The sequence below is a fragment of the Pseudoalteromonas sp. SANK 73390 genome, from assembly GCF_054966645.1.
Window position 1 is genome coordinate 1 of sequence record NZ_ARPN01000179.1, and the last position, 19526, is coordinate 19526.

At 40.5% G+C, this 19526-nt stretch carries 14 protein-coding genes; 7 read left to right on the forward strand and 7 right to left on the reverse strand.

Annotated elements, in window-relative coordinates:
* Positions 1-96: 96 nt before the first annotated feature.
* A complete protein-coding gene (locus SANK73390_RS19865) occupies positions 97-2625 on the reverse strand; it encodes a TonB-dependent receptor plug domain-containing protein (RefSeq protein WP_462768079.1) in 2529 nt (842 codons plus the stop codon).
* Positions 2626-3261: 636 nt separating this feature from the next.
* Between SANK73390_RS19865 and SANK73390_RS19870 the strand changes: the two genes are divergently transcribed.
* The gene (locus tag SANK73390_RS19870; RefSeq protein ID WP_462768080.1) at positions 3262-5925 is read left to right on the forward strand and encodes a TonB-dependent receptor plug domain-containing protein; all 2664 of its coding nucleotides are present in this window, start codon (positions 3262-3264) and stop codon (positions 5923-5925) included.
* A gap of 86 nt (positions 5926-6011) precedes the next feature.
* Here SANK73390_RS19870 and map read toward each other — a convergent pair whose 3' ends face one another.
* From map to SANK73390_RS19890, 4 genes are all read right to left on the reverse strand, one after another.
* Positions 6012-6803 (reverse strand): type I methionyl aminopeptidase, encoded by a 792-nt coding sequence (gene map / locus SANK73390_RS19875; RefSeq protein WP_462768081.1) that lies wholly within the window; start codon positions 6801-6803, stop codon positions 6012-6014.
* Entirely contained in the window at positions 6796-7008 is a 213-nt protein-coding gene (locus tag SANK73390_RS19880; protein WP_261592957.1) for a ParD-like family protein, read from the reverse strand. Before SANK73390_RS19880 ends, map begins: the two co-directional genes overlap by 8 nt.
* 65 nt (positions 7009-7073) lie before the next feature.
* On the reverse strand, positions 7074-8297 hold the full coding sequence (locus tag SANK73390_RS19885) for a M24 family metallopeptidase (protein WP_462768082.1): 1224 nt from the start codon (positions 8295-8297) through the stop codon (positions 7074-7076).
* 8 nt (positions 8298-8305) lie between these two features.
* Complete coding sequence (locus SANK73390_RS19890) at positions 8306-9547, reverse strand: NAD(P)/FAD-dependent oxidoreductase (protein WP_462768083.1); 1242 nt, start codon at positions 9545-9547, stop codon at positions 8306-8308.
* Positions 9548-9799: 252 nt separating this feature from the next.
* On the opposite strand from SANK73390_RS19890, the gene SANK73390_RS19895 reads away from it, so the two are divergent.
* Genes SANK73390_RS19895 through SANK73390_RS19905 form a run of 3 tightly spaced genes read left to right on the forward strand, consistent with a single transcriptional unit; the run spans position 9800 to position 13243 of the window.
* Complete coding sequence (locus SANK73390_RS19895; protein ID WP_462768084.1) at positions 9800-10711, forward strand: dihydrodipicolinate synthase family protein; 912 nt, start codon at positions 9800-9802, stop codon at positions 10709-10711.
* Between the two features lie 4 nt (positions 10712-10715).
* Positions 10716-11717 carry a 4-hydroxyproline epimerase gene (locus SANK73390_RS19900; protein WP_261626423.1) on the forward strand — a complete coding sequence of 334 codons (1002 nt, stop codon included), beginning with the start codon at positions 10716-10718 and terminating at the stop codon, positions 11715-11717.
* Positions 11718-11740: 23 nt separating this feature from the next.
* Positions 11741-13243, forward strand: coding sequence for an aldehyde dehydrogenase (NADP(+)) (locus SANK73390_RS19905; protein WP_462768085.1), 1503 nt, complete (start codon positions 11741-11743; stop codon positions 13241-13243).
* 252 nt (positions 13244-13495) lie between these two features.
* Here SANK73390_RS19905 and rsmF read toward each other — a convergent pair whose 3' ends face one another.
* The gene (gene rsmF, locus SANK73390_RS19910; RefSeq protein WP_462768086.1) at positions 13496-14935 is read right to left on the reverse strand and encodes a 16S rRNA (cytosine(1407)-C(5))-methyltransferase RsmF; all 1440 of its coding nucleotides are present in this window, start codon (positions 14933-14935) and stop codon (positions 13496-13498) included.
* Between the two features lie 73 nt (positions 14936-15008).
* Positions 15009-15431: an MAPEG family protein gene (locus SANK73390_RS19915; RefSeq protein ID WP_462768087.1), complete on the reverse strand. Its 423-nt coding sequence runs from the start codon at positions 15429-15431 to the stop codon at positions 15009-15011.
* A gap of 101 nt (positions 15432-15532) precedes the next feature.
* Between SANK73390_RS19915 and SANK73390_RS19920 the strand changes: the two genes are divergently transcribed.
* From SANK73390_RS19920 to ccoG, 3 genes are all read left to right on the forward strand, one after another.
* Positions 15533-16495, forward strand: a complete 963-nt coding sequence (locus SANK73390_RS19920; protein WP_462768088.1) for a GlxA family transcriptional regulator — start codon at positions 15533-15535, stop codon at positions 16493-16495.
* 59 nt (positions 16496-16554) lie between these two features.
* On the forward strand, positions 16555-17991 hold the full coding sequence (locus SANK73390_RS19925; RefSeq protein WP_462768089.1) for a sigma-54 interaction domain-containing protein: 1437 nt from the start codon (positions 16555-16557) through the stop codon (positions 17989-17991).
* 151 nt (positions 17992-18142) lie between these two features.
* Positions 18143-19525, forward strand: coding sequence for a cytochrome c oxidase accessory protein CcoG (gene ccoG / locus SANK73390_RS19930; protein WP_462768090.1), 1383 nt, complete (start codon positions 18143-18145; stop codon positions 19523-19525).
* Position 19526: the final 1 nt, after the last annotated feature.

A 19526-nucleotide genomic window follows, 5' to 3' on the forward strand; every position in this document is an offset into this window, starting at 1 on the left:
TAGCTATTGTCAGTTTTTAAGTCGAATATTTTTAATGATGAGAAGAACAAATATAAGAGAGAAGCGTCAGCTTCACCCTTATATCTCGTGGCCAATTTAAAAACTAAAGCTCACCTTGGCATAATAAGTCATACCATCGAAGCCATATGGTAGGGCGCGGAGTGGATAGCGCATGGCACCATTGGTGATAAAGTTAAGTACTTCGTCCTCTCCTAATTCATCGGGAGTTTCGTCAAATAGGTTGTCTATGCCTACCGAGAGGTTTAAGTTTTCAGATAATTGGTAAGCAAAGTTTACATCAACCAAAATAGCTGATTCAACCGTACTATTATCTTGCCAATCATTGGTTGGCGATAAGAAGTCAGGTATCACTATGTGCCTACCTGCAAAGTAGCTCACCTCAGTTTTGCCAAAGTAATTAAACCTGACGAGTGAGCTCCACTTATCTTGTTGATAGTCAAAAGTGAGCGTTGCACGCTCTTGTGGCTGTCCATGGGTTAAAAATGAACGGCGTTGATCATCTAGCACAATGCTTTGTGGAATACCTTGAGGTGTGTTTACTTTATCAATCTGCGTTTTATTTTTATTTGCTGCAAAGGTGATATCAAGCTCACCACTGGCTATCCCTACTGAGTACGATGCGATTAAATCTACCCCCTTAGTTGTCGAGTCCAGCGAGTTTGAGAAGAAGTTACCTTGTACAGCACCTGTTGCATTGAGCGCGGCATTAGCGGCAGGAAATCCAGTTAACTCGTCACTGTTGACACCAATAAAGCTGCCGAGATTAATTCTGTCGTAAATTTTAATTTGATAAAAATCTAAAGTGACTGACAAATCATTACTAACATCCCATGCGAAGCCAAGGTTGTAGTTATCAGATGATTCTAGGTTTAGGCCATCTACCCCTAATGCAGCCGGAAAGGGGGCACCTGCTGTGGCGGTATAAGACGTGGCTAACGAGCCATCGCCACCTAATGTAGTGGTGAAAGCTGTATAGCCAGATTGCTGTAGAGATGGTGCTCTGAAGCCAGTCGATGCGGCTGCACGTATTGCTAAGTTTTCTGTGACTTCGTAACGTGTTGCCAATTTCCAGATAGTATCATCGTTTGAGTTAGAGACATCTTCATAGCGCAGAGCAGCGCTGACTAACCAGTCTTCATTGAGCAAGGTCTCAGCTTCAAGATAAATGGCGTAACTTGAACGGTCAGCTTGGTTAGCGGCATCGGGTCTTAGCCCTTGATAAGCTTGAAAGCCGCAATCGGCAAATACATCAGGGTCAATAACCGATGCAAAAGAACTACTAGCATTAGATGCGCCACAGGCATATGAAGCAACTTCACCCGGTACAATTTCGTAGTTCTCTTTACGATACTCAGCGCCAATAGAGAAGTAAATTGGCTCGCTACCTGAGACGTCTACAATACCATTTATGTCTAAATTAGTGGTCCATTGGTCAAATCTGAAGCCGCCAGAATAGCCGCCTTTGGGGCCTGCATTATCCGCGATGTCTTGGGCTGAAGCATTAGGGTTTTGAGCAAGAAATTGTGCCGCGTAAGATGAATTTATGGTGTTAGATGATGAATAATCATATTGGTTTTCACCATAAACAGTTGATAAATCGAATGTCCAATCAGGTGTAAACTCACCTTTAAAACCTACAGCAAAAGATAAATCTTCAGCTTCGTTATCTATTCGGGGTAAAAAACCATCTGGGTATACTTGTGGCACGTTTCTTTCTGCGCGGTTAAAGTCACGATAAAAGCCGTTACCAAATGCGGTGCGGTTTGAAAAACCAGCAAAGGAATACAGCTCATTTTGACCAATAGGTAAAGCCGCATTGTAAAATAGAGAAATAAATTCACTGTCAGAGTTACCTTGTCGCCAGCGAACGCTTTGTGAAAGATCTCCAGATGCGGTGGTTGATGAACCACCGGTATCTCGTTGCGCTCTATTGGTGCCTTCAGCATCTCGGTACTCGACTGATAAATTGACAAAGCCACCTTCATTACCAAGGTCAAAACCTCGGTTTAAGCCAAATGAATAGGTATCACCATCACCTTCGCCTGTTGAACCGCCTTGCACAAAGCCAGTCGTAACGCCAGTGCTGTCGTTTAATGATAGGTTTATAACTCCCGCAATGGCATCAGAACCGTACCTTGCTGCAGCACCGTCTCTGAGTATTTCTACATTTTTTAATGCCATTAATGGAATCGAGTTCATATCAGTGCCCGCAGCACCGGCACCAACAGTGCCTGATAAACCAAATATGGCTTGGGTGTGGCGACGTTTACCATTGATAAGCACCAGGGTTTGATCTGGTTGCAAGCCCCGAAGCGTAGCAGGACGAAATAAATCAGAACCATCAGATACCTGAGTTCGGCTAAAGTTAAAAGAAGGGGCAATTGATTGTAGGCTTTGGCCAAGCTCGGTAAAGCCGCCTTTATTAAGTTGCTCAGTATCTAAAATATCAATAGGTGAAGTTGATTCCGTCGCTGTTCGGTTAGAAACTTTTGAGCCGAGCACAGAGATTGTTTCGATACTCTGTTCATTGGTCTGCTGTGCCATGGCTGCAGTACTTGCAAGAAGTGCCAGTGCTACTGGCGATAGTTTAATAGATCCTGTCATAATTTTTACTACTCTGTTGATTATTATTTATTTAACTGGCTGAACGCAGGCTTGAAATTGGCATAAAAAAAACCTCAGTGCAATGACTTTAGAATGAAAAACTCGTGTAAATGCAGATGCGCGATCATTTAATGCTATTGCGATTTATATGGTGATAGTTTAGTAGCTGGCGTATTACATATATAGAGTCAAAGCTGTAGATATAATTGATTGTAGGTAGTAGTAAGTTGCTATCGACCTAGAAATAACTTGCTAGGGGTTATTATAAATAAGCAATTTTTGTTGTGTTTATATAAACCATTTAGTTGTTACTTTTTTATGAAGTGAAAAATGACCATAACATTGAGCTTTCATTGTATGTTGTTTGCATGAAATAGACACTTACTGTAACAGTTTAATCTAAAAAATTTACCTTGTTGTTACAAGTTTTGCGGTGTGAATACTTGCGTTGTTTAAGTGTGTGAAGTTAATAACTTATTGATTTGAATATTTTATTTTTACGTTACTTGCGATAATGAGAATTATATTTAGCAAACATGTGAGAAAAGTACCGAATTGTACGTTGCTTAAATATATGGTAGAACAATACGAGTTAATTAAAACAATAACTTACACAACAACAGGGAAAAGAAAGTAATGAAACCTATATTTACATTAAGTGCATTGTCAGCAGCAATGTTACTCGGTCAAACTCAGCTTGCTGTCGCGGCAGATGAGAAAGTTGAACGTATCGAAGTGACCGGTTCTCATATTAAACGAACAGATATGGAAGGGCCATCTCCAATTCAATCAATCTCTGCAGGTGATTTGGCAGCTACTGGTTCTACTGACTTGATTGGTGCGCTACAAAAACTACCCGTTGCAGGTGCTGGTACATTTAGTACACAAGGTAACTCAAGTGATGATACTGCAAACGGAGGATCGAGTGTTGCGCTTAGAGGCTTAGGTGCATCTTCTACACTGGTATTGATAAATGGGCGTCGTGTGGCTGTTAGCCCATTTGCAAAAGACATAGAAACATCTTTTGTTGATTTAAATACCATTCCTGTCTCATCTGTAAAACGTATCGACATTTTAAAAGATGGCGCATCGGCTACTTATGGCTCTGATGCAGTTGCTGGGGTAATCAATATTATTTTACGAAATGACATTGATGGCTTTGAAGTTTCAGGCAAGGTTTCTGATACTGCTGATGGTGGTGGTGAAGAGCAAAATTTTACCATTTTATGGGGGTCATCAACAGACAAAGGTCAGCATAACTTTGCGCTAGATTACTTTAAGCGTGGTGATGTATTTTTCGGAGACAGAGATTATACAGCAACAGCGGACCAACGCTTTAGAGGCGGTAATAACTCATTAAGTTCATCAGGTATTCCTGGCAGTGTTGAAGTTGTAAGAGGCATGCTTAGCGACGCTCAATGGGAAAGGCTACCTGTCACAGGTGTAGCAGATGATGGAACGCAAATTAGACAAACAATATTTGCTGATGTTTGGGGTAATGATACCTGTGCGGATAATCTAAATATTGGTGATATTTGTCGTTATGACTATGCGCCACATATGTCTTTGGTACCTTCAACAGAGCGGTTTAGCTTTAGCTACAATGGGGTTCAGGAAATCTCTGATGATGTAGAAGGATTTGCTGAATTTTCGGCGCAGCATGCATCAACATTTATTCAAGGTGCAGGTAGTCCAAGTTTTACTGAACTCACAATGCTTGGTGACAACCCAAACCATCCGTTAGCATCAGATCCAACTCACTTTTTACATGGTGTCGATATCTCCATGCGCCGCCGTACAGTTGATATTGGCAATCGTAAAAAAGATGTAGATTCAGAATATTACCGAGCAGTGCTTGGCGCACGTGGTAACTATAAAGATTGGGACTGGGAAGTTGCTTATTCAACTATTCGCTCAAGTGCGGTTGAAAAGGGCTTTGATGGGTTCCCGAATAAGCGTTTAGCGCAAGAAGCTATTGATATGGGCTTATGGAACCCGTTTGAACCAAGCACAAATACCGCAGAAGGTTTAGCTTACTTTGAGACCACTACAACACGTTATGGTGCATCAACTATGCAGTCTTTAGATGGCACGGTCTCTGGTGAACTATTTGAACTAGGTGCAGGCTATGTGTCTGCAGCATTTGGTTTTGAATCACGTCGCGAGAAAATTGAAGATAACCCTGATGCGCAATACTTAAGAGGCGAAATTTTTGGTACAGAGGCAACACAAGCCAATGGCGACAGAGATAACACTGCTGTGTTTGCTGAGTTTAGTGTTCCTGTCCTTGATACTTTAGAGCTGCAACTGGCAATACGTCATGAAGACTACAGTGACTTTGGAACAACAACCGACCCTAAAGTGGCATTTCGTTGGGCACCCATAGACTCGTTAGTAGTTCGTGGTTCATGGGGGACTGCATTTAGAGCACCTTCTTTAGTACAGCTTCATTTAGGTCGTACGGATGAGTCACCGTCAGTTATTGATAAAGAACGCTGTCGTCAAACAGGTGCAGAAGCCGATTGTGAACCGACAGAGTATACAGCAGTTGTTGCGGGTAACAAAAAACTACAGCCGGAAGAGTCTGAAAACTATAACTTAGGTGTTGTTTGGCAAGCAACGGATGATTTTAGCATTGGTGTAGACTATTGGAATTATGACCAAGAAGATTTGATCAAAAAAATCGGCGCGCAAAAGCTCGTTGACTGCTGTGGTACCGATCCTAACTTTGTTGTACGGGCACCTAATCAAGGCAGCACAATTGGGCGTATTTTAAGAATTAATGACACATTCGTTAATATCGGTGGACGTGAGACAGATGGTTTTGATGTTAACTTAGCCTATGCGCTTAACACTCAAGATATGGGTGAGTTTAAGTTTCACTACAATTTAACTTATGCATTAAACTTTGAAGAACAATCGTTTGAAAGTGATGAAAACGGTAATACAACGACAGTGCGTGAAGATTTAAACGGTGAGCACGAGCACCCTCAATATCGTTGGACTGCGGGCGTTGATTGGGCAAATAATGATTGGTTAGCCACTTTAAATATTAACTTTATTGATTCGTATAATGACTTAGCAGATAGTGCTGGCAATAAGTTCGAGGTTGACTCTTGGACAACGTACGATGCAACTGTCAGTTACATAGGCTTTAAAGATTTAACGTTGACGGTGGGGGCTGCAAACTTGTTTAATGAAGAAGCACCACAAATGCCTTCAGATTCAATGGGAATAGATGCTAAAACCCATTCATCACTTGGTCGTCAAGCTTATTTAAAGTTTGACTATAAGTTCTAATTTTAATTAAAAATAGATGATAAAAAGCTCAGTTTATTATTTACTGGGCTTTTTATTATGAATCAATTTTAAATTTGAAGTGCTTGCTATAATAGTGCCGATAATTGAGCTGCTTCTTCTGCTCGCAACGTTAATACTTCATAACCCGTGTTAGTAACTAAAATAGTGTGTTCAGTTTGCGCTGATAATTGCTTATCTTTGGTAACCACAGTCCAACCATCTTTGTTAGTTTTGACCTTTGCACTACCTTGATTGAGCATGGGCTCAATGGTGAATGTCATACCAGCTTGCAATTTTAATCCTGTGTTGGGTTTACCATAGTGCAGCACGTTTGGTGCTTCGTGCATTTGTTCACCTATGCCGTGTCCGCAATACTCGCGAACTATACTATAACCATTTTGATGAGCAATCTGGGCAATAATATGACCTATATCACCAAGGCGAGCACCAGGTTTAACAAGTTTTATAGCTTGCCACATGGCTTGCTGGGTTACCGTTACAAGTTTTTTCGCTTCTTTGCTGGCATTTGGCATCATATACATTTTACTTGAATCGGCGATAAAACCATTTTTCTCTAACGTGATATCAAAGTTAATAATATCTGTGTCGGTTAATACGTCAGAGTCACTAGGCATACCATGGCACACCACTTCATTGATTGAACTATTAAGCACAAACGGGTAGCCATATTGCCCTTTAGACGCGGGTCGAGCATTAAGCTCATTAACAATATATTGCTCAACTAGGTTGTTCACTGTCATTGTTGTAATGCCGGGCTTAATAATGTCATCTAACATCAAAAACACTTGGGCTAGCAACCTTCCAGACTCTTGCATTAATTCGATTTGCTCAGGGGTTTTAATTATAACGTCATTCATGCGAGGACTCTTGTGAAGGGTGTTGTTTGGCCTTTTTTGCTAACTGTGCCTGAATTAACTGAGTAAAAGTTTTATCAGGGTTTAGTTCAGCTAAACGGCCCATTTTTATCCAAAACTCAGCTTGAGAGTTTATGGAGCGAGACATCACCTGACATGTTGCACGTAATTCTTCGTGTAACTCATCAGAAATTTTCACGATACCCAAAGTATACCCCTTATATATGTTTTATATATGAAGTGTATATTTTGGGTAGTGTACATGTAAAGAAATTAAAGTTGATTTAACCCAAATGGGTCTTCAAGGCTATGACTTGGCTGAGTAAACCACTTTGGCCCTTGCTCAGTGATGTAAAAGTGATCTTCAAGGCGAACCCCAAACTCATTTGGTACTACTAGCATCGGTTCATTGCTAAAACACATACCTGGTGAGAGTATTTGCGGATTATCTTTGACTAAATAAGGCCACTCATGAATATCTAATCCAATACCGTGACCGGTTCTGTGCGGGCAGCCAGGTAAGTCATAGTCAGGGCCAAGCCCTTGCGATGCTAAATAGCTGCGTGCGGCATCATCTACATCACCACATGTTTTACCTACTTTAGCGGCTGAAAAAGCGGCCAATTGCGCATTTTTTTCATGCTGCCAAATAGTGCGCTGGCGCTCATTGGCTTCGCCAAACACATACGTTCTGGTAATATCAGACAGATAACCTTCTACCTTACAACCGGTATCAACCAGCACTATGTCACCTTGCTTTAGTACTTGTGGCTCTTTGACACCATGTGGGAATGAACTTGCATGACCAAATAAAACAATGCAAAAGTAGTTGCCAGTTGCACCTACTTTTTGGTGAGCCTGATTAATAAACGTTTCAACTTCTGTTGTGGTTATACCTTCACAAAGCATGCTTGCTGTCGCTTTGTGTACCGCTAGAGTCATATCCATCGCTTGTTGAATTAAGGCGATTTCATTGTCTGACTTGTGCATTCGACAATGTGCGGTTACAGGCTGAGCGTTGATAAGCCTCAAAGCTGGCGCTGCTTGTCGAATACCATCGACAACAAAAAAGGCGGTGCTTTCATCGACTCCAATGGTTGCGTTATCGGCGATCCCCATTTTTTTTAAAACATGCGCAAAAAGTGTGTAAGGACTTTGATGCTCCTGCCAATCATTTATTGGACCTGCAACGATTTGATAATCTAACAATGAACCAATTTCAAATGTCGGAGCAATGAACTCAACGTTACCTACAGCAGGTAAAATAGCGCCAACCATACGTTCACTTGCATACCATTGCATGCCAGTAAAATACTTTAGATTAGTGCCTGCATTTAAGTAAATTGCAGCAATACCATTTTGTTTCATATAGCTTTGTGCGTTTGCAATACGTTGTAAATATTCATTATAATGAATGGGTTGCACATTTTCGCTCATATTTCCAAGTGTATCGAGAGCTTGTTGCTGTGTTTGTGTACCAATGCCATGTGTTGTCATGTTGACTCCTAAAATCTATCAATTCTATATGGGGTTAAATCGAGGCAGGGTGGCTCGCCTTGACATAGCTGAGCGATTAATTTTGCTGTAATAGCTGCTTGAGTTAGGCCTAGATGCTGGTGGCCAAACGCGAAAAATATATTTTCACAATTTGGGTGCGAACTGATCACAGGCAGCGAATCAGGTAAAGATGGCCTGCAACCCATCCAAGTATGTTGCACCTGACACTTTTCAACATCAGGAAGTAACTTTTTTGCGTGTTCTAGTAGCATAGTTGCGCGCTGAGTGCGCTCAGGGGCATGTAATCCTGCAAATTCAACCGTTCCAGCCAAACGCAAACCTTGCTGCATAGGGGTGATAATAAATTGCCTTTCAGCGGATGCAATTGGGCGAGATAAAATATGGTGCTTATTAAGCATTGCATGGTAACCCCGTTCAGTATCTAACGGTACTTTAAACCCAAGCTGCTTGGCAAGGGGTTTACTCCAAGCTCCTGTACAAATAACTACTTTATCAAATTGATACGTTTCGTCTGCATCAGTTGTTGCGTGTATGACGGTTTGAGGTGACAAGGTTTTAATAGCTGTTTGTAAAAATTCACCACCACTGGCTTTGAACAAGTCAAAAATATGTAGACATAATTTATGAGGTTCCACGCTGTGACCCACATCAGTAAAGTAGAGTGCATCAGTGATCAGTTCATTGAGGTTTGGTTCGAGTTTATGCAGTTCTTTTTTGCTAAGCCAACGAACCGCAATATTCTGTTCTTGGTAGCGAGTATAGATCTTTTCTATTTCTGTCTTTTTGGTTCTCTCGAAAGTTAGTAAAGAGCCTTTTTTAATGATCAATGATTGATAGTCACTATCAGTGAGCAGATCTTCATACGCTGATAAGGCATTTTCATTGAGCGCTCTAATTGCTTGGGTGTGTGCATCAAACGATTTACTACGCATGTTGAATACAAAGCGCCCAAACCAAGGCAGTATTTTAAACAGGTATCGCCAATGGATAGCCAGTGCACTATTAGGGTTTAACAACATACTTGGTAGTTTGGGTAACAAGTTTTTATTTGCCAGTGGAAAAACCTGCTCAGTAGCAAAGTGGCCGGCATTACCTTTAGAGCAACATTCAGCTATGCCTTTATCATCAAATAGGGTGACATGGTAGCCTAAATCTTGCAGCTTTTTTGCATTGCAAAGCCCGATAATACCTGCGCCGATCACGGCAATTTTCTGTTTGTTTTTTATCATGCACTTTTCCTGCGCCATCAAATTTTGGGATATTTAACTCAATAAATGTCCAAATTGCATGTGTACTTTTCAGTGTTTAAAGTATTTATTTAAGCGATATCAAAAATGATATATCACCTATAAAACAATATATTGAATGTTTTTTGTTGAGTGTTTAAGCATGAACAAAAATAATTATTCTATTTGCATATTGATTATTGTATACAATATACCTAGAATGGTAAACACAAAAACCAGTAAGGAAGTAATAATATGATCGATTGGCAAGGGGTTTACCCAGCAGTAACCACTCAGTTTAATAATGACGGCAGCATCAATTTTGAGACAACAAAAGGGATGATTGATGCACTTATTAACGAGGGTGTCCATGGCATTATCGTGTTAGGTACTGTGGGTGAAAATTGCTCACTTCGTATTGAGGAAAAACGTGAAGTGTTAAAAGCGGCTAAAGATGTCGTCGCAGGTCGTGTCCCTTTGTTAAGTGGCGTGGCTGAAACAACAACTCAATTTGCTGTTGAATTTTGCCAAGATGCAGAGCAAATCGGTATTGATGGTTTAATGGTACTTCCGGGTATGGTTTATCGTTCAACTGAACGTGAAGCCATTTACCACTATCAACAAGTTGCGCGCAGCATGTCATTACCAGTGATGATATACAACAATCCCATTACCTATGGCGTTGATGTATCACTTGAGGGTATGAAAGTACTGGCGAATGAGGACAACATTGTTGCTGTAAAAGAAGCAACAGAAGATACACGCCGTATCACAGAGTTACAAAGCGCCTTTGGTGAGCGATTCACTATTTTCGGTGGTGTCGATGATATTGCGCTAGAGAGCTTGATGTTGGGTGCTACAGGCTGGATTTCTGGGCTTACTAATGTATTTCCAAAAGAGTCTGTCGCGATTTACGAGCTTGCGCGTCAAGGTCGCTATGAAGAAGCAAAAGAAATATGGCGTTGGTTCTTGCCGTTATTGCGCTTAGATACTATTCCAACGTTAGTGCAGTGTATTAAATATGCAGAACAACTAGCAGGTCGAGGCTCTGAAGTAACTCGTGCGCCGCGTTTAAGTTTGGAGCACAATGATAAAGAGATGGTCAGTCGCTTGTATGATAAAGCGGTGTCTAACCGTATCGACTTAAGCAAATTTAATTTGGATTAAGCATATGCGCAAGGGGACATTTGCATGTATTGACGGCCATACTTGTGGCAACCCTGTGCGCTTGATCACCAGTGGTCACCCCAATTTGCGAGGTGACACTATGAGTGAAAAGCGCCAGCATTTCATGTCTGAATATGACTGGATCCGTCAAGCTCTTATGTTTGAGCCTAGAGGGCATGACATGATGTCCGGTTCTTTTATTTATCCACCAACAACGGCTGATGGGGATGCGAGTATTCTATTTGTTGAGACTTCAGGTAGTTTGCCTATGTGTGGCCATGGCACAATAGGGACTGTTACTTTTGCCCTTGAAAATGGACTAATTCAACCCACTCATAATCACAAACTCAAGTTAGATACACCTGCAGGTCGAGTCGATGTTGAATATTTACTGCAAGATGACAAAGTCCAATGGGTAAAGTTATTCAATGTAGCCGCTTATTTAGCCTATGAAAATATAATCATTGATGTGCCAGAACTTGGTCTGTTGAATGTAGATATATCATATGGTGGTAATTTTTACATTATTGTTGAACCACAGACGAATTTCCCTGGCATCGATAAGTGGAGTGCATGTGACATTTTAAAATTTAGCCCACAGATTCGCAAGGTTGTAAATCAAACTCTAGAGTGTGTTCACCCTTTAGATGCAACGGTTAAAGGTGCATCCCATGTGCTTTGGACAGGCCAACCAAAACATAGCAGTTCTAGTGCAGCAAATGCCGTATTTTATGGTGATAAAGCGATAGACCGTTCTCCATGTGGCACAGGTACTAGTGCTCGAATGGCACAGTTATATGCCAAAGGTTTACTTGCAGTCGGGCAACAATTTGTACATGAAAGCTATATCGGTAGCCAGTTCGTTGGTTGTATTGAAGCAGTAACGGAAGTAGCGGGTAAAACGGCGATTTTACCCAGTATTAGGGGGTGGTCAAAAGTGACGGGCACAAGCAATATTTGTGTGGATGACAGTGATCCATATGCATTTGGCTTTCAAGTGATTTGAACAGAAATTTATAGGAGCGAACCATGGAAATTAGTGGTGCAAGTTATATTGCAGGACAGTGGCAACAAAGCGATAGTACGCAGGTCTTTTTTGGCTTTTCGCCAAGACAAAATCAGTCTTTAACTACGCCTATTTATGAGGCAACTTCACAGATGCTGGAAGATGCGCTTAGCAGTTCAGCACAAGCGTTTATTGAATATCGACAAACAAGCTTTGCACAGCGGGCAACATTCTTATTTGCAATTGCACAGGAGATTGAAGCACTAGGTGATGCCTTGCTTGATATCACTCATGAAGAAACTAATTTGCCAATCGCACGATTACAAGGGGAGCGAGGGCGTACAATTAATCAGTTGCGTGCATTTGCGCAAGCATTGGAACAAAGTCACAATGGTTTATTGAATCTAAATGTTCATGATCAAGCAGACCCCCAAAGAATACCACTGGCGAAACCGAGTACTCAGCTAAGCCACTTGCCTGTTGGAGTAGTCGCGGTGTTTGGAGCATCCAATTTTCCTTACGCTTTCTCTACTTTGGGAGGTGATACTGCCTCAGCGCTTGCAGCTGGTTGTCCAGTAATTATGAAAAGCCACACTGCACATCCAGCAACGAGTGAGATGATGACAAAGGCAATCGATAAAGCAATTCAAAAAACGAAGATGCCCAAAGGCGTATTTTCGATGATACAAGCTAAAAATTATGATATTTCACATCAACTCGTGGCAGATAAAGCCGTTAAAGCGGTGGGTTTTACTGGTTCTTTTGCGGTTGCTCAGAAATTGATGGAAACAATTGCAAAACGTGCTGAAAAAATTCCATTTTACGGTGAACTCGGAAGTATAAATCCACAATTGATTTTTTCAGAGCAAGCCCAGCACAGCGCAAGTGACCTTGCTCAGCAATTATGCCAATCATTGTTTATGGGAAATGGTCAATTTTGTACAAGTCCGGGTCTTTGGCTAGTACCTGCGAATAATAATGCATTTATCGAAACCGCAAAGGAGCAGTTGTGTGCAAGCCAATCTGATACTTTGTTAAGCCCCAATATTATTAGCAGCTTTAAACAAGCCGTGGCTAGGTTGAGCACAACCGATGGTGTTAGATTAATTGCTAAAGGGCAACTTCAAGCTGATTTTCATGCAAATGCGCACTTATTTTACACTGATGCAAACACCTATTTAATGAATTCAAAATTACATGAAGAAGTGTTTGGCCCAGCGGCCATGCTAGTAACATATGAAAATGATTCGCAGTTAGCACAAATTGTGGATAACTTAGAAGGGCAGTTAACGGCATCTATCCATGGTACTGAGTCTGATTTTGCAAGGCACCAAGCTATTATCGAGGCATTGCAGTATAAAGTTGGAAGGCTCATTGAAAATCAAATGCCTACAGGAGTTGAAGTGTGTGCTTCTATGAATCATGGGGGCCCCTTTCCATCTAGTACAGATGTCAAAAGTACGTCGGTTGGTTTAAATGCTATGTTGCGATTCTTAAGACCAATATGCCGACAGCGCGCTGGCTAATTATTGATAAAAATTGAGCAAAAAAAGGCCCAGAGCAAAGGAATACTCTGGGCTTAGGGTATGGCTCTGAGGAGCCAATGCGTTACTTAAAAAACACCTTCATACATTAGGGAGAAGTAGAAAGTAATTTAAGTGTAGCTAATTATTCATAAAAACTACAAACATATGCAGTATATTTAAAGTTTATATAAAACAAAGAGTTACATTGTATATGCATATTTGGTCTAAAAACAAACAAAGGATATCTCCAAGTTATACCCAAGTTATCAACTGAGCATTGCTCACTAAATCTCGTGATAAGTTGTTTTTAATTTTATTTTTTTGCCACTTCCCTAAGCCTACTGGTGCACCACATAGCGTTAAAATAACTTCATGCGTGTTTGTTGTTGGTTGCGCAAGGCGAATATCCTTGCCGTGAAAGTAATCTTGAGCTTGTTGTTGGTTCATTGAAAAGGTATTTTTTGTAGCAAGCTTGCCAAGTGCGGTTGCAAATTCATGCTCAATGCGCACGCCATTTTTATGTGTTGTCCCTAGTTGTATTCCAAGTCTTGAATACTTTATTTTATTTTGAACCTTTTCTATCGCATCAGGGAATAGCCATAACTCTTTATCTCGGCTCATAAGCTTACCTTGGAGTGCTTGAATGCCAAATTGCTTTTTAATATACGCATTAAAGTTGTCTTGAAGTTTGCTCGGTGTTGGTGAAAAAGGAAACGCGCCTTTTTTAACTTTTTGTGCTGAGTGCTCTTCTGAACTTAACTTTTTAAATCGAGCGATAAAAAAACCTTCGCTATCATAAATCTGTGGCCACACGTGTAGAAAACCTTGTTCCGTAGTTGCCTTTTCAGCGCCGGGAAATAAGGTATCGAGTGGTTCAACTTCAATGCTCTCTTCAAACTCTTCTAATAAGGCGTAACACACCTCTTGATTTTCTAGTGGTGTGAGGGTACAAGTCGAGTAAACTAATGTTCCGCCTGGTTTTAAAGCTAAAAACGCACTGCGGATCAGATCTTTTTGTACTTGTGCAATCTCAATATTAGATTCAATCGACCAGTTCTTTAAGGCATTTTCATCTTTTCTTACTGTGCCTTCCCCAGAGCAAGGTGCATCAAGCAAAATACTATCAAAACATTCAAACATGTAGTCGCCAAATATGGTGCCGTTAAAATGCGATAGAGCACAGTTTGCAACACCCATTCGTTTCATATTAGCGGCGAGTATTTTAACTCGTGACGACGATAACTCATTGGCTATTAGTAGTCCTTGATTATTCATTAATGCAGCCAGTTGCGATGTTTTTGACCCCGGAGCGGCAGCCATATCGAGTACGCAATCACTCGTAGTGAGTGCATTGATTAACGCTTGCGGTGGTAACATTGAGCTGGCTTCTTGTACGTAAATACAGCCGCTTAAATGAAGTTCTGTATTGCCGATTGGTAGGTTTTGTTCTTCGTCTTGCGAGCGGGTAAGCCAAAAACCATTGCTGCACCATGGTATCGGCTCAATCTGCCAATTGTTCTTACTACAATATTGTATAAAGTCATCAACTGGCATTTTTAGGGTATTAACCCTTATTGAACGACGCAGTGGACGCTGACACGCATCAACAAAGTCATTAATCGATAAGTGACTGGGAATATAGCTTTTTACATCATCTAAAAATGACTCTGGGATATACGTAGCTGTGTTCAAAGTGGCGCCTAGGCATTAAATATGGAGCAATTAGTTAATTTTACCATTGTTTAATGTCGGCCTAAAAGTCCTTTTAAAAGCTGATAGCATTTAAACACGTAAACAAATAACCAAACCAAGCAACAAAGAAGCATGTTGTCGCCAGCGCAAATGAAATGGTTCTAAGTAATAGGTTGTTACACGCAATATGCTCAAAGCAGTGCCAGTAACGAGCTAGAACAAAAAAAGTACTAGTAACATACCAAAAGTGGCCATCAATATTTTGCTGATTTAATAGGCAAAGGAGCACAATAAATAAAGTTGATTGCTGGAACTGATTATCGTAGCTGTTACCTGCCAGCGTTGCTGTTTTAGGAAAGCGGGTTTTATGAACATATTGAAGATCACTGGCTGTTACTTCATTTTGTTTAAATGCTGAGATCCTCAGCCCCATGGTTAATAGCCATAAGAAACACATCTGCGCAATTAAAAACATGATTGGATAATGTACCCACATAATGTAACTCTCTTGTTTTAGGAATGAATAAAATTACTTTACCTCATGTTGCTCTCAAGCTAGTGTGTCATAAATGACATTATTAATGGTAAAACTGACAAATGTACAAAGTCGCAATAATTTGCCCTAATAATGCCCTCGCTACAGGCATCACCGGCGTCATAGATATATTGAATGTGGCAAACACTCTGGCAGGAAAGCCGGTATTTAGCTGGCAACTGGTTGGAATAGAAGAGTGTAAAGTAATGACTAGTCAGGGTTTATCACTACAATGCGATATAGTATTGGCGGAACTAGAAGAGGCCGATGTCATGTTGTGGATAGGCAGTCAGTTTCAAGGACAACAAAACCTATGGCATGCATGTCAGGCATATAAACCCTTTAAGGAGCGTATTGTTCAACTTAGTGAACAGAGTGAACATGTGATTGCGACATGTACCTCTGTTAGTTATTTGGCGACCAGTGGTTTTTTAGATAGTTATCAAGTAACCAGTAGCTGGTGGCTAAAGTCATTTTATCAACGCTACTTTCCTCAGCTATGTGTTAGCCAAGAAAAGGTGTACTTACAAGATGGTAAGGTTTTAACTTCTGGTGCTGCTCAATGTTATTTTTCGATGATGGCGCACTTTATAGGGCAAACCTGTGGTGCAGAGCTTGCCGACGAATTATCATCTTGGTTAGCAATTCCCCAATTATTAATGTCTCAACAGTCATATATGCAAATAGGTGCTTTTGAAATGCACCGAGACGAACGGTTATTATCATTGCAAAATTACATAAAGGATAACTTGTCAGATGCACTTACCTTAGACACGCTTGCACAATATATCAGTGTGAGTGAACGTACTTTGATACGACGGTTTCAAAAACAAGTCGGTTTATCACCATCGCAATATGTGAGGCTAGCGCGATTAGAACATGCTAAACGACTTTTGCGTACAACTCGAATGAGCGTCAATGAAGTTTCTTGGCAGGTAGGGTATCAAGATATTGGTTCTTTCAATCGCGTTTTCAAAGAACAATACGGCAAAACATTAAGTGAGTATCGTCTGCACTTTAGCTAAATCATGTTCTCCTTATACATTACTATGATATATTACTCGTGATATTTCACGAGGTGGTTATGGCGAATATAGTAAATCATTTTTTAGGCGATACTGAGCTGTTACTTAATGCTGTGGGTGAGGGGGTATACGGATTTGATTTATCAGGTAATGCGGTGTTTGTGAACCCTGCAGCTGAACGGATGACAGGATGGCACGCAGATGAGTTACTTGGTAAAAAAATCCATCAGTATCATCATCATAGCCATGCTGATGGCACGCCTTACCCTGCTGATCAATGCCAAATTTACTGCACCATGTTTGATGGTAAACAGCGTCATGTAAAGAATGAAGTGTTTTGGCGTAAAGATGGTAGTAGTTTTGCTGTTGAATATACTTCTACACCAGTTTATCGAGATGGTTTACTAATTGGTGCAGTTGCCGTGTTTAGAGATATCTCTAAACAGCAAGAGACAGAAAAAGCATTACGACTAGCTTTGGATAAAGTGCAATCATTGAGTGAGCAGTTGAAAGATGAAAATGCATACTTGCTTTCGGAGCTTAATGAAGACTGGCAAGATTCTGGATTGGTAGGAAGTAGCCATATATTTAAGACCATGTTGTCGCAACTTGAACTCGTCAGTCAAACCAACAGTACCGTGTTAATTCTGGGTGAAAATGGCACAGGTAAAGAGCTAGTAGCACGGAATTTACACCGGTTAAGCGATAGGAACAAGCAGCCCTTTGTAAGAGTAAATTGCGCTGCTTTTACAGCCAGCTTATTAGAGTCTGAACTTTTTGGTCATGAAAAGGGGGCTTTTACGGGGGCGAATGAGCTGCGTAAAGGGCGTTTTGAATTAGCTAACAAAGGCACTTTGTTTTTAGATGAAATTGGTGAATTACCATTAGAGGCACAAAGTAAGTTGCTGCGAGTTTTACAAGAACACGAATTTGAACGAGTAGGAGGGAGCCAAACCATTTCGGTAGATATTCGTATTATTGCTGCAACAAATAGAGAGCTTTGGCAGATGGTTAAGCAAGGTGGTTTTCGTATGGACCTGTATTACCGCCTGAACGTATTTCCAATTAGGGTGCCTGCTCTGAAAGAGCGCAAAGAAGATATCCCCTTACTCAGTGCTAATATAATCAAACAACTTAATAAGCGCTTAGGCAAGCAGCTTGAAGGAGTTTCTAAAACGGCGTTAGCGCAATTTAAAAGGTATGATTGGCCTGGGAATATTCGTGAATTGCAAAACATACTTGAGCGAGAGGCTATTTTAAGTAATGCACGTTTATTGCAGCTTTCAGCTCCTTTATCTGCTATTGAGGTGAGCAGTCAAGTTATTGATGAGCAAGATTTTACGTTAGATAACGCATTGCGAAAACACATTTTGTTAGTGCTATCACAATGTCATTGGCAGATTGCTGGGGAGGGAGGGGCTGCCACTAAACTTGGTTTGAACGAAAGCACCCTGCGCTCAAAGATGAAAAAACTAGGAATTAAAAAAGATTCGTGATATTTAACGTTAATGCGCGAAATATCACGATATTGTTAGTTGTGTGTTTTTAAAAATTACTAAATATCATATAGTTAAATTAACTTTCAGAATGGTCTGAAAGTTGCAAACTTACTTGTATCTTATTGACGAAAATGCAAGTAGACACATTATGAAGTTTGACTTTAAAGAAGAAGATTTAATTATTAAGCCCTTTAAGCAAGACGGGCCAATTTATATTCGAGAACAAAAAGGGTATTTTCAACGGATCAGACGTTATTTGAGTTGGCTGCTAATGACGGTGTTTATTGGATTACCTTGGGTAAGTTATCAAGGTAGCCAAGCAATATTATTTGATGTGGCTCGCCAGCAATTTCGAATATTCGGAATCACATTTTTACCACAAGATTTTATGGTTTTAGCTGGTGTTTTCATGGCAGGTGCGTTTGCACTGTTTTTTGTTACTAACTGGTTGGGTCGTGTTTGGTGTGGTTTTATGTGTCCGCAAACCATATGGATGCTGATGTTTACATGGGTTGAACATCGAATAGAAGGCACTCGTAATCAACGAATTAAACAGGATAAAGCGCCTTGGGGCTTTACTAAAATTCAAAAAAAGATAACCAAGCATACCATTTGGCTATTCATGTCGTTATTTACGGCGACTTCTTTTATGGCTTATTTTGTACCAGTTCATACGTTATATACGCAAATGTTCAGTTTTCAATGGTCTGGCCTAGTGAGCTTCTGGGTATTTCTATTTGCTTTATGTACTTATGGTAATGCTGGATTTTTGAGAGAGAAAATGTGCACAGTTGCTTGTCCGTATTCTCGTTTTCAGTCAGTGATGTTTGATAAAGATACCTTGCTTGTGAGCTACGATGCAGAGCGTGGTGAACAGCGAGGGCGCAGGAAGCGTAAAGATAGCCCTCGCGAGCTTGGGTTAGGGGATTGTGTTGACTGTAACTTATGTGTAGATGTGTGCCCGGCTGGTATTGATATACGCAATGGTTTGCAATATGAGTGTATAAATTGTGGTTTATGTATAGACGCTTGTAATGACACAATGGATAAATTTGGATATGAACGTGGTTTAATAAGTTATCAAAGTGAGCGGCAGCAAGCTGGAGAACAAGCAAAGAAGATTAGAATTAAGTTAGTAGGTTACGCGACTTTAACTGCTTTGATTTTGGCTATTATGGCGACTTGGTTGATGAACCGAATGCCGCTTGAGGTATCGGTAATAAGAGATAGAAACGCACTATATCGTGTCAATTATGAAGGAGTCGTGGAAAACCCGTATACATTAAGTGTAATCAACAAAACACAGCAGCAACTGCATTATGCCATTAGTTTTAAAGGACTTGATGGTGCTGTCGTTACTACACCCACAGACATTAAAATTGATGGTGGTGAAATGTTATTGATCCCAATAACAGTGACAATAGAAAGTGCAAAACTTGCTAAGAAAGTGCAGCAGGTGACATTTGTAGTTAGCGCTCTTGAGGATGCAGGTATTTCTCTAGAGAAGCAAAGTTACTTTTATAGTAATTAGT